This window comes from Microbacterium sp. EYE_78 (assembly GCF_023149035.1).
Classification (GTDB): Bacteria; Actinomycetota; Actinomycetes; order Actinomycetales; family Microbacteriaceae; genus Microbacterium.
This window is the reverse complement of sequence record NZ_JAHXMY010000002.1, coordinates 1,179,842-1,191,897: the sequence shown is the minus strand read 5'-3', so window position 1 is coordinate 1,191,897 and position 12,056 is coordinate 1,179,842. Positions and strand designations below refer to the sequence as shown.

Below are 12,056 nucleotides of genomic sequence, written 5' to 3'. Positions count from 1 at the left end.
CCATCGATCCATGGGTGCGCAGACGGTGCCGGGGTCGCGACGCCGTCTCGGCATCGGGGCCGCGATCGTCTTGGTCGTCGTGGTTGCGGCGGTCACCATCTGCATCGGCATCGTCCGCACCGGGGCACAGGCGGCGATCGAGACCGTCCCGGACGCCGGTCCCCGTGCGACCGTCGAACCCGCGACGGTGTACGTGCATGTGTCGGGCGAGGTGCGAGCGCCCGGTCTGTACCGACTCGACCACTCAGCCCGCGTGGTCGACGCCGTCTCCGCTGCGGGCGGCTTCACCGACGGCGCAGCCCGCGAAGGGGTCAATCTCGCGCGACCCGTCACCGACGGGGAGCAGTTGGTCGTCCCCGCGGTGGGTGATGAAAGCGTCGAGGTCGCCGAGCAGAGCCCGGACGACGGGCGCGTGAACCTGAACACCGCAGACGTCGCGGAGCTCGACACCCTGCCGCGCATCGGCCCGGCGATCGCGCAGCGGATCCTCGATTGGCGCGAGTCCAACGGTCGTTTTACGAGCGTCGACGATCTGATGGCTGTTCCCGGGATCGGCGAGAAGATGCTCGCTTCGCTTCGCGATCTGGTGACGGTGTGAGCAGACGCACCGCGCGACGGCGCGACCTCCGCCTCCTCCCCATTGCCGCGGTCGCGTGGGCCGGCACCGGCGTCGCGATCCTCGCGCCGGACGCCGCGTCCACCCTCGCGCTCGTGCTGTGGCCGACGTCGGCTCTCACGCTCCTGCTCGCACGCCGACTGCGGTGGACGACCACCCTGGCGGTCGCAGCCGTCGCTCTCGCCGTGGCGGCTGCGGCCGCCTCGCATGTCGCGATCGGTCAGCCCGCCCGCGCGGCCCTCGCGGACCTCCCGGTCGACGGCGGACGGAGCGTCACCTTCGCCGTGGACGTGGTCGGCAAGGTCGAGCGATCTGCGACCGGCTATCGCTTCGACGCCGTGACGCGGTCGGTGAGGATCGGCTCCGAGACACGGCACGCCGCCGCCCCGGTGCTCGTCCGCATCGGCGACCGTCCGCACGGCCTGGATCTCGGATCGACGCTGGAGGTGACCGGGACGGCGTTCGAGGCGGATGCCGGGGACCGGGCGGTCCTCGTCGTGGAGGGCGCCTCGACCGACCGCATCCGCGCACCGACGGGTGCCCTCGCGGTCGCCGCGTCGCTCCGTCAAGGTCTCGTCGTCGCAGTCGAGGGGCTGCCCGCGCCCGCAGCGGGGCTCGTTCCGGGGCTCGCTGTCGGGGACACCTCCGCGGTCGGCGACGATCTCGACGCGCAGATGAAGGCGGCATCCTTGTCACACCTCACGGCGGTGTCCGGGGCGAACTGTGCGCTGGTCGTCGGCATCGCCTTCGGCATCGCGGCGTGGTGCGGTGCTCGACGATCCGTCCGGGTCGCTGCGGGACTGCTGACCCTCGTGGCCTTCGTCGTCCTGGTCTCGCCCGAGCCGAGCGTGGTCCGGGCGGCGACCATGGCGGCGATCGCGATGCTGGGCGTGCTGCTCGGACGCATCGGCGCAGGGGTCTCGGTGCTCGCTGTCTCCGTCTGCGTTCTGCTGATCCTCGACCCGTGGATCGCCGCCTCGCTCGGCTTCGCACTCTCGACCGTCGCGACGGCGTCGCTGCTCCTGTTCGCGGGACCGCTGGCCGATGGGCTGTCGAGATGGATGCCGTCGCCCGCCGCGCTCGCGCTGTCCGTCCCGCTCGCCGCACAGCTGGCCTGCGGACCGCTCATCGTCCTGATCGAGCCCACCGTGCCCGTGTTCGGCGTTCTCGCGAATCTGCTCGCGGGTCCGGCCGCACCGGCGGCGACCGTGCTGGGACTCCTGGCCTGCGTGGCGCTGCCGGTGCCCGTCCTCGCGCAGGGGCTGGCGGCGATCGCGTGGCTCCCGGCGGCGTGGATCGCGGGCACCGCTCAGCTGTTCTCCGCGCTGCCGGGGACGTCGCTCGCGTGGCTCGAGGGCCTTCCGGGGCTTCTCGCCCTCGCCGCCGGCGGCGCGGCGCTCGGGGTGGTCGTCGGCGTCCGGCACGCCGCTGCGAGGCGATGGGCGTCGGCCGTGCTCGCCGGCATCCTCGTCGTCGCGGTGGCAGCGGGACCCGCTCGTGTGCTGTGGGACCGCGCGCGCGTACCCCCGGACTGGACCATCGCCGCCTGCGAGGTCGGCCAGGGGGACGCCGTGCTCGTGCGCAGCGCAGGCGAGACCATGCTCATCGACACGGGGCCGGACCCAGCAGCGCTGCACGGATGCCTCGAGCGCTTCTCCGTCGACCGGCTCGACATCGTCGTGCTGACGCATTTCGACCTCGATCACAAGGGCGGAGCAGACGCGGTCCTCGAGCGATCGGACGTGCTCCTGCACGGACCGATCGCCGCGCCGGAGGACGCCAGTCTGGTGGCTGCCTTCGCCGACGCGGGGGCCGAGACCGAACAGGTGTCGGCAGGGCAGCGCGGTCGCCTGGGTCGATGCGCCTGGTCGGTGCTGTGGCCGAAGCGGGACGACCCGGTGTACCCGTCGGGCAACGACGCGAGCGTCATCGTCGAGATGACGGGCTGCGAGACGCCGGACGCGCTGTTCCTCGGCGACCTGTCGGCGCAGGCTCAGCGGTCGCTCGCCGCAACCGGGGCGCTGCCCGGGTCCGCCGATGTCGTCAAGGTCGCCCATCACGGCAGCGCCGACCAGGATCCCGTGCTGTACGAGCAGCTCGATGCGGCCCTCGCGCTCGTGACGGTCGGTGAGAACACCTACGGTCATCCGCGCGACGAGATCCTGGATCTGCTCCGAACCGAGGATGCGACCATCGCGCGCACGGATCTCTCCGGCGACATCGCACTGTGGCGCGACGGCGAACATTTGCGGGTGTGGCGCTCCCGCGACGGCGCGAGATGACGGCGTGTCCGCCGCCGTCGGTAGGCTGGAGCCATGCCGAGTCCGCGTCGTCCTGCTGCCAAGGCGACGAAGTCGGTCATCCCGCAGATCTCCTGGCGCGCCCCGCAGCCGGCACCCGTCGTGCTCATCTCCGGACCCGAGGAGATCTGCGCGGAGCGGGCGACCGCCGGCATCCGGGATTACCTGCGCGCCGAGGATCCGAGCCTCGAGGTCACCGATGTCCGCGCCGACGACTACGCGCCGGGCACCCTCCTCGCCGTTTCGTCGCCGTCGCTGTTCGGCGAGCCGCGTCTGGTGCGTGTCTCGGGTGTCGAGAAGTGCTCGGACGCGTTCCTCATGGAGGCGATCTCCTATCTCCAGAACCCGCAGGACGGTGCGACCGTCGTCCTCCGTCACACGGGTGCGAGCGTCCGGGGCAAGAAGCTGCTCGACGCGATCCGTTCCGGCAGTGGCGGCGGCGTGGAGATCGCGTGTCCCGCCGTCAAACGGGACTCGGATCGGTTCGACTTCGCAGCGGGGGAGTTCCAGGCGGCGAAGCGCCGGATCGCTCCGGCGGCGCTGCGGGCCCTCGTCTCCGCGTTCTCCGATGACCTGACCGAGCTCGCGGCTGCCTGTCAGCAGCTCATCTCCGACGTCGAGGGCGACATCGGCGAGCAGGTCGTCACCCGTTACTACGGCGGCCGGGTCGAGACGACGGCGTTCGCCGTGGCCGACACCGCGATCGCGGGCCGCTACGGCGACGCCCTCATCGCCCTGCGGCATGCGCTGGCGTCCGGGGCCGACCCCGTTCCGATGGTCGCGGCGATCGCATCGAAGCTGCGCACCATGGCGCGGGTCGCGGGCACACGCGAGCCCTCGGCGAAGCTCGCCGCGCGCATCGGGATGAAGGACTGGCAGGTCGACCGTGCCCGGCGCGACCTGGCCGGGTGGACGGAGTCCTCGCTCGGTGTCGCCATCCAGGCCGCCGCGCGCGCCGACGCCGAGGTGAAGGGCGCGTCGCGCGATGCCGTCTTCGCCGTCGAGCGGCTCGTGACCGTCGTCGCCACGCGGGCACCCTACGGCGCCTGACTCCGCACGCCGGTCCTCGGAACGACGAAGGCCCGCCCCTTGCGGGACGGGCCTTCGGAAGCGTTGCGGCTCAGAGAGCGGCGACCTGCTTGGCGATCGAGGACTTGCGGTTCGCAGCCTGGTTCTCGTGGATGACGCCCTTGCTGACGGCCTTGTCGAGCTTCTTGGTGGCCTTGAGCAGCGCGGTCTCGGCAGCGGCCTTGTCGCCGGCGGCGATGGCCTCGCGCGCCTGACGGACGACCGTCTTCAGCTGGCTCTTGACAGCCTTGTTGCGCTCGCGCGCCTTCTCGTTGGTCTTGTTGCGCTTGATCTGCGACTTGATGTTCGCCACGTTCGACGTATCTTTCGTTCGGAGTTATCGGATGAGTGTGCCGAGCGACAGAAGAGGGCTGTCACGCGGCGGTCGTGTGAGGGAGATACCCACACGCAAGCCAAAAACCGAGTCTACCAGGCGACGCGCGGATCCCGAACTCCGGATCACTGCTCGGCGTCGACGGTCGCGAGGGCGAGGTCGAGGACCGCGTTGAACACGCGGGGTCGCATCGCCGTCACGAGGTGCGAGGTCCGCGGGACGACGATGAGCTCCGCCTCGGGGACGAGTGAGGCGAAGAGCCGCTCGTTGCGCCGCAGCTGATCCCACTGACCGTTGACGAACCACATCGGGATGCGGATGCGGCGCAGTGCCGCGACGAGGTCGAGCACCGACAGGCTGCGCAGCGCCACGTCCTGCGCGTCGTATGCGTAGCCTCCGGCACCGAAATCCGCCCGGGTCTCGGCCGGCAGGGTCCGGTCGAGCACGATGTCCGTGAACCATTGACCCCGCCGGGGGAGGCGATCGAAACCACGCGCGAGCGCCCGGTAGATCGCGAGTCCTGCGCCGCGCGGGATCGAGGTGCACCCCGCCGCGATGAACGCGGCGACCGGGGGCGGTTGCTCGGCGCCGACGTACTCGATCGCCACGAGCCCACCCATCGAGTGGGCCACGAGGACGACCGGACCTCGGGTCGCGGCATCCCGCACGGCGGCGTCGATCGTCTCGAACGCGCCGTCGAGCGTGAACGTCTCCGCCATCCGGGTGCCGTGGCCGGGTAGGTCGACCGCCACGCACGGAACGCCGAGCGACTCCAGGTGCTCGACCTGCGCGCGCCACATCGTCGCGGAGGTGCGGATGCCGTGGACGAACACCACCTGAGCCGTCATGGGTCCAGCCTACGAACGCAGGCCGGTCCACGCGCAGCGGGGCGGGTCGGAAGACCCACCCCGCTGCGGCGATGCCATGCCTCAGAAGAGGACGCGCACCCGCACAGGCGAGCTCTGCGATCCTGCGGCCGCGGCGGGGTCGGCCGGGACGAAGGTCGCGGTGTACACGTGCGACCCCTTCGAGAGACGGGGGAGTCGTGCGGTTGCGACGCCCCGCTTCACCTCGACCGAGGCGACGACCGTCGATCCCTCGCGGAACTCCACGACGCCGTCGGGACGGCCGCCGTCCTGGGCCACATACGCGAACAGCGTCGCGTGGAGGAGACCGTTGATCTGCACCGGCGGCAGCGCGATCAGGCTCGTCGTGGTGCTCGCGGCGGGCTCCGCCGGCGCCTCCACCGTCAGCGGCACGCGGACGACGGTCCCGCTCGGCGCGGCCGTGAGGGTGAGCGTGGCTGCACCGGCCGCGGTGTCCGCGGGCAGCGCGACGTTGACCGATGCCGCGCCGTCCGTGACGGGCACGGTGCCGAGCGTCTGCTCGCCCAGTGCGACGGTCAGCTCGGTGTTGGCGGGCGATCCTTGGCTGGTCAGGTTCAGGCCGGCGACCTCGAACGAGACGGTCTCACCCGCCGCCGCAGTCTCGGGCGCCCCCGACACCTGGACGGCTCGCTTCGCGAACGAGGACGCGATCGGCGAGTTCTCCGCGATGTAGTCGACCCATGCCTCGTAGTCCACGAGTCCGGTGTCGACGTAGTCGTCGCCCTCGGTGAAGGCGCGGAAGTTGTCGCCTCCGGCTGCGAGGAACGAGAACGTGCCGATCCGATACGTGCCCTGGGGGTCGATCGGCTGGCCGTCGACGGTCACCGAGGTGATCCGCTCGCCCTCGGGGAGTGCCGGGTCGTAGGTGTACGACACGTTGTCCGAAAGCCCCAGCTGCAGATACGGGCGCTGCGGGACGTTGCCCTGGGCGTCGCGCTGCCACTGCTGCTCGAGCAGCGTCGTGAACTCCTCGCCCGTCAGGGTGACGAGCGCCAGCGTGTTGTTGAACGGCAGGACCGCGTTCGCCTGGCTGAACGAGAGCGACCCGTCCGCAAGGCCCGCGACGGCGTTCGCGCCGAACTCCGCCTGCGTGTCCCAGAGATCCGCGCGCAGACCGCCCGGGTTGGTGACGCCGATGACCGCGCCGTTCGGGAGGTCGGCCAGGCTGTCGCGCAGCATGTCGGCCACCGTGTTGCCGAGCGTCGACTCCGCTGCGCGGTTGTCGCGGGATCCGCCCGCGTACACGCCGTCGACGTAGGACCCACCGGTGAACGCCGTCGTGATGTCGTCCTCGATCTGACCGACCTCGGTGTTGCCGACGGCGGCCGCGTTGGCCACCGCCGCCTGCACGATGCGGTCGACCTCGGCGACCCTCGGGTACTCGGAGATCAGGTCGGCGGCAGGGGTGGCCGTCCGTGCGACGTTGCGCTCGGTGTGGGCCGAGACGTCGCCGGTGGCCGGGTCGACCGTCAGCGTGATCTCACCGATCTTGGCGCCGTACGACCCGGTCTGGACGACGGGACGCGTCCGGTCGGTGCCGGGGATCGGCGCGGACCACGCGTACTCCTTGTGCGTGTGGCCGGTGAAGATGGCATCGATCTCGGCCGAGGTGTCCTCGATGATCGCGCCGAAGGCTCCGCCCGCGGCGACCTCTTCTTCGAGCGTGGCGCCGTCCGGTGTCCCCGCCCCGGCACCCTCGTGGTACAGCGCGACGAGCACGTCGGCCTCGCCGTTCGCGGCGTCGCCGTCGCTGAGCTGCGCCGCGACGCGGTTCACCGCCGCGACGGGGTCGCTGAAGTCGACCGTCTCGATGCCGGTCGGCGTCACGAGCGTCGGGGTCTCCTCCGTCACGGCGCCGATCACGCCGAGCGTCAGCCCGTCGACGTCGATGAGGGCGTACTCGTCGAGGGCGGGGGTGTCCGTCCCCTTCTCGTACACGTTCGCGCCGAGCTGCGGTGCATCGGAGGCGTCGGAGACGCGACCCTCGAGGTCGGCGAAACCGCGGTCGAACTCGTGGTTGCCCACGGCGCTCGCCTCGAGGCCCATCGCGTTCAGCACGTCGATCGTGGGCTTGTCCTGCGCGACCGAGGACGCGAACAGCGAGGCCCCGATGTTGTCGCCGGCCGAGAGGAACACGGTGGGGCCGGATGCCGCATCCCGCAGCTCCTCGACGGTTCCTGCGAAGGCGACCGTGTTGCCGTCGATGCGACCGTGGAAGTCGTTGATGCCGAGCAGCGTCAGCTGCACCGGGGCGGCGTCCGCCTGCATCCCGACGACGACCGGGTCGTGGTCGCTGGAGCGGAACGGGTCGGCTGAGTAGAACTCCGTGCCGTGCGACCGGAAGCGGCTGTACTCGAGGGCGATGGACTCCCCGGAGTTGATGTTCCAGATGTCGGCGTCCGTGGCGCGAGCCAGCGCGGACTCGTTCAGCAGGACGTGGTCGAGCGAACCCGACAGTCCCGAGAAGCTGTACGACGATGAATCGACCTCGAAGGCGGTCTCGGCGTCGCTGTAGCCCGCGTCGTACAGGACCTGCAGCGGGTCCTCCTGACCGTAGGAGTTGAAGTCGCCGGCGAGCGCGACGGCGTCGACCTCACCCTTGATGCCGTCGATCCAGTCGCGGAGGGCGGTGGCCTGCCGCACACGGGACTCGTTCGACGATCCCTGGCCGTCGCCGTTGTCGGCATCGCCGGGCCACGGACCCGCCGACCCCTTGGACTTGAAGTGGTTCACGGCGAACAGGAGCGGTGCGCCGCCGCCCGTGGGCTCGAACACCTGCGCGATGGGCTCACGGGCGTTGCCGAATGCCTCGTCGTCGCCGCTCTGGTCGCCGAGGGCGCGCGCGGCGCCGACGGGGGAGACCTCGGCCGGCTGGTAGATGATCGCGTTGGTGATGACGTCCTGCTCGGATGCCGGGGGCAGGTCCGCCGACGAGGGGACGAACGCCCACGTGCCCGCCCCGGCCTCGGCGTTGAGCGCGGCGACGAGCGTGGCGGTCGCCTCGTCGGTCGCCTCGCCGAGCGCGGCGGAGTTCTCGATCTCCATCAGTCCGACCACTGAGGCATCGACCGTGGTGATGGCCTCGACGAGCTTGGCCTGCTGGCGCTCGAGATCCGCGGCATCCCACGCCCCGCGCTGGTCGCAGCCCTCGCGGACCGTGACGCCGTCGCCGAAGCGGTCGGTGTAGGCGACGCACGAGGCGTCGTCGGTGCCCAAGGTGGTGAAGTAGTTGAGGACGTTGAACGACGCGAGCGTCAGGTCGCCTCCGACCGCCTCGGGCGCCGACGTGCGGACGTTCTCGAACGTGACGCCGTCGGCACCGGTGCCGTCGCCGACGAGGGGCTCGAGGGGATTCAGCTTCCAGGCGCCGTTGCGGTAGTCGACGACCAGCGGCTCGGTGAAGGAGACCGAGGCTCCGACCGTGATGGGCTCGGTGAGCGAGACGTAGGCCGGCGTCAGGCCGGAGTTCGCCCGGCTGCTGAAGTCGGTGCTGCCGCCGTCGTCCAGGCGGACGCCGCGTGCGGCGTTGTCGGCTGCGACGGCCTTTGCGGCATCGCTGCCGGGACGCGCGACGTCGGTCGGCTGGCGCAGCGGCTCGGTGCCGGTGGCGAGTCCCACGTCTCCGAATCGGTTGGTGCTGTAGGTGTCGCTGACCGTGAACCCGCCCTCGGGTGCGATGAGCATCGACTCGAGGGACTCGCGCTGCGCGTCCGTCTCGGGCCAGCCGACGGCTGCGGGTCGGGGCGCCTCGGCGTCTGCCACGACCTCCGCGTCGCCCGCATCGACGGTGATCTCGGTGAGGCCCTCGTACTCCGAGACCGAGCCGGTGACGGTCACGGTGTCGCCGAGCGCGACGTCGTCCACGGCACCCGGCGCGTAGACGAAGACCGCGTCCGACGCGGTGTGCGCCGACAGGTCGAGGTCGCCGCCGGTGCCGGGCGTCTGGATGACGTACCCGTCGTATCCGCGGGTGGGGTAGTGCGCGGTGACGACGCCGGTCGTCGTGACCGTCCGTCCGGCCAGGGGCGATGCGTCGCTCGTCCCCTGCACCTCGGCGATCGTGGCGACCTGCGGCTCCGGGTCGGGTTCGGGCTCGGGGTCCACCGCACCGAGACCGACGGGGGTCGGGGTGACCGCGTCGAAGTCCGCAGCGTTGTCGGCGGTGTTCGAGAAGTCGGCGTCACGGGACACGCTGGTGCCGTTGCCGGTCCCGGGGGCGGGGCCGCTGCCGGCGAAGCTGTTGGTCGTGGCGCCCCACCCGACGAGGTCGACGACTTGGTCGAGGGCGGCGATGCCGGTGCTGCCGGCGAGCGCGGTCTCGGAGGAGACGAGGGCGACCTTGGCACCGGACCCGCTCATCGCGATCGTGCCCTCCACGTCCGCGTCGAAGCCGGGGAGTGCGGTGTTCGATCCCGTCGCCTGGCCGACGAGCAGCTGCTGACCCGCGGGGAGGTCGACGTCGCCGAGCTTCGTGACCTGCCAGGACACGCCGGTCGCCGACGCGTACTGCACGCTGTAGCCGCTGAGGTCGATCGTGGTGTCGCCGGTGTTGGCGAGCTCCACGAAGTCCCGGTTGAACGCGGCGCCGCTGTTGCCGCCGCCTCCGTACACCTCCGAGATGACCAGCGGCGAATCGGCGTCGACCGCTGCGGACGCCGCACTCGGCACGAGCGCCAGGCCGCCGGCCGTGACGACTACGGCGGTCAGGGCGGCGCAGGAACGACGGAACGTCGACCGCGTGAAAGAAGGGGGAACGGGTGGCTGCGACACGGTGGGGTCTCCCGAGGCGGCTCGGGCACGGGGCTTTTCGCGCAGGAACCGGCCGCCACATTGAGCATCTGTTCGGTTTCCCGCCCCCACAAGTGGCAGATCGGTTAACTCTTTCTCATCGGTGGGGTTGCTGGCGTGTCGTCGCGGCGTCGGGTTACAGTGCGGCACTCGCGGCAGCCGGCGGGAGGTCGCGGCGCCCGTCGCCGGTAGACTCCTCTCGTCATGTCACCCCGCGCCCTTGAGCCCCTGCAGCCTGCGGCCACGCCGCCCGCGCAGCTCCGCAACTTCTGCATCATCGCCCACATCGACCACGGCAAGTCCACCCTGGCCGACCGCATGCTGCAGATCACCGGCGTGGTCTCGGACCGCGACATGCGCGCCCAGTACCTCGACCGCATGGACATCGAGCGCGAGCGCGGGATCACGATCAAGAGCCAGGCGGTGCGGATGCCGTGGGCCACCGCCGACGGCACGTTCGCCCTCAACATGATCGACACCCCCGGCCACGTCGACTTCACGTACGAGGTCAGCCGGTCGCTCGCTGCGTGCGAGGGCGCCATCCTGCTCGTCGACGCCGCACAGGGCATCGAGGCGCAGACCCTCGCGAATCTGTACCTGGCGCTCGAGAACGACCTCGAGATCATCCCGGTCCTCAACAAGATCGATCTGCCCGCCGCCGACCCTGAGAAGTACGCGGCCGAGCTCGCGAACCTCATCGGCGGCGACCCCGCCGACGTCCTGAAGGTCAGCGGCAAGACCGGCATCGGCGTCGAGGAGCTGCTCGACCGGATCGTCGAGCGGATCCCCGCCCCGGTGGGGGATGCCGACGCCCCCGCGCGCGCCATGATCTTCGACTCGGTCTACGACGCCTACCGCGGGGTCGTGACCTACGTCCGGATGGTCGACGGCAAGCTGGAGCCGCGCGAGCGCATCCAGATGATGTCGTCCCGGGCTGCGCACGACCTGCTCGAGATCGGGGTCTCGAGCCCGGAGCCGGTGCCCACGAAGGGACTCGGCGTCGGCGAGGTCGGCTACCTCATCACCGGCGTGAAGGACGTGCGGCAGTCGAAGGTCGGCGACACGATCACGAACCACCGCAAGCCCGCCGCCGACGCCCTCGCCGGGTACACCGATCCGAAGCCCATGGTCTTCTCCGGCATCTACCCGATCGACGGCAGTGACTACGCGGAGCTCCGCGAGGCGCTCGACAAGCTGAAGCTGTCGGACGCGTCCCTGCAGTACGAGCCCGAGACCTCGGTCGCGCTCGGCTTCGGCTTCCGATGCGGCTTCCTGGGCCTCCTCCACCTCGAGATCATCACCGAGCGCCTCTCGCGCGAATTCGGACTCGACCTCATCACCACCGCCCCCTCCGTGACCTACACAGTCACGACCGACACGGGGGAGACGGTCACCGTCACGAACCCGAGCGAATACCCCGACGGGCGCGTCGCCGAGGTGTCCGAGCCGGTCGTCAAGGTCGGCATCCTGCTGCCGAAGGACTACGTGGGCACCGTCATGGAGCTCTGCCAGTCCCGCCGCGGGTCGCTGCTCGGCATGGACTACCTCAGCGAGGACCGGGTCGAGCTGCGCTACAACATGCCGCTCGGTGAGATCGTCTTCGACTTCTTCGACCACCTCAAGTCGAAGACGCAGGGCTACGCGAGCCTGGACTACGAGCCCGCCGGGTCGCAGACCGCCGACCTCGTGAAGGTCGACATCCTCCTGCAGGGCGAGAAGGTCGACGCGTTCAGCTCGATCGTCCACCGCGACAAGGCCTACGGCTACGGCACGATGATGACCGAGCGTCTCCGCAAGCTCATCCCCCGTCAGCAGTTCGAGGTGCCGATCCAGGCAGCGATCGGCGCCCGCATCATCGCCCGCGAGAACATCCGCGCCATCCGCAAGGACGTCCTCGCGAAGTGTTACGGCGGCGACATCACCCGCAAGCGCAAGCTGCTCGAGAAGCAGAAGGAGGGCAAGAAGCGCATGAAGATGGTCGGCCGCGTCGAGGTCCCCCAAGAGGCGTTCATCGCCGCGTTGTCGGGAGACGTCGAGGGCAAGGACAAGAAGTAACGGGAGGC

At 70.7% G+C, this 12,056-nt stretch carries 7 protein-coding genes; 4 read left to right on the top strand and 3 right to left on the bottom strand.

Translation table 11 applies throughout. The features are described from left to right. Positions 1 to 10 precede the first annotated feature (10 nt). From KZX17_RS12895 to holA, 3 genes are read left to right on the top strand one after another with little or no spacing between them, the layout of a single operon-like run. On the top strand, positions 11 to 598 hold the full coding sequence (locus KZX17_RS12895) for a ComEA family DNA-binding protein (RefSeq protein ID WP_248174316.1): 588 nt from the start codon (positions 11 to 13) through the stop codon (positions 596 to 598). Then, entirely contained in the window at positions 595 to 2,898 is a 2,304-nt protein-coding gene (locus KZX17_RS12890) for a ComEC/Rec2 family competence protein (RefSeq protein WP_248174314.1), read from the top strand. The genes KZX17_RS12895 and KZX17_RS12890 overlap by 4 nt, the downstream gene beginning before the upstream one ends. A gap of 33 nt (positions 2,899 to 2,931) precedes the next feature. Next, complete coding sequence (gene holA / locus KZX17_RS12885; RefSeq protein WP_248174312.1) at positions 2,932 to 3,966, top strand: DNA polymerase III subunit delta; 1,035 nt, start codon at positions 2,932 to 2,934, stop codon at positions 3,964 to 3,966. Positions 3,967 to 4,036: 70 nt separating this feature from the next. On the opposite strand, the gene rpsT is transcribed toward holA, so the two are convergent. From rpsT to KZX17_RS12870, 3 genes are all read right to left on the bottom strand, one after another. After that, entirely contained in the window at positions 4,037 to 4,297 is a 261-nt protein-coding gene (gene rpsT / locus KZX17_RS12880) for a 30S ribosomal protein S20 (protein WP_248174310.1), read from the bottom strand. Between the two features lie 146 nt (positions 4,298 to 4,443). Then, positions 4,444 to 5,166: an alpha/beta fold hydrolase gene (locus KZX17_RS12875; RefSeq protein ID WP_248174308.1), complete on the bottom strand. Its 723-nt coding sequence runs from the start codon at positions 5,164 to 5,166 to the stop codon at positions 4,444 to 4,446. Positions 5,167 to 5,247: 81 nt separating this feature from the next. Then, positions 5,248 to 9,975: an ExeM/NucH family extracellular endonuclease gene (locus KZX17_RS12870; RefSeq protein ID WP_248174306.1), complete on the bottom strand. Its 4,728-nt coding sequence runs from the start codon at positions 9,973 to 9,975 to the stop codon at positions 5,248 to 5,250. Positions 9,976 to 10,197: 222 nt separating this feature from the next. Here KZX17_RS12870 and lepA point away from each other — a divergent pair, with 222 nt between their 5' ends. Beyond that, positions 10,198 to 12,048 carry a translation elongation factor 4 gene (lepA, locus tag KZX17_RS12865; protein ID WP_248174304.1) on the top strand — a complete coding sequence of 617 codons (1,851 nt, stop codon included), beginning with the start codon at positions 10,198 to 10,200 and terminating at the stop codon, positions 12,046 to 12,048. Positions 12,049 to 12,056: the final 8 nt, after the last annotated feature.

What these genes read in the sequence shown, in the direction of transcription:
- KZX17_RS12895 (WP_248174316.1), top strand. Translation starts at nt 11, where the DNA reads ATGGGTGCGCAGACGGTGCCGGGGTCGCGACGCCGTCTCGGCATCGGG.
- KZX17_RS12875 (WP_248174308.1), bottom strand. Translation starts at nt 5,166, where the DNA reads ATGACGGCTCAGGTGGTGTTCGTCCACGGCATCCGCACCTCCGCGACG.
- holA (WP_248174312.1), top strand. Translation starts at nt 2,932, where the DNA reads ATGCCGAGTCCGCGTCGTCCTGCTGCCAAGGCGACGAAGTCGGTCATC.
- lepA (WP_248174304.1), top strand. Translation starts at nt 10,198, where the DNA reads ATGTCACCCCGCGCCCTTGAGCCCCTGCAGCCTGCGGCCACGCCGCCC.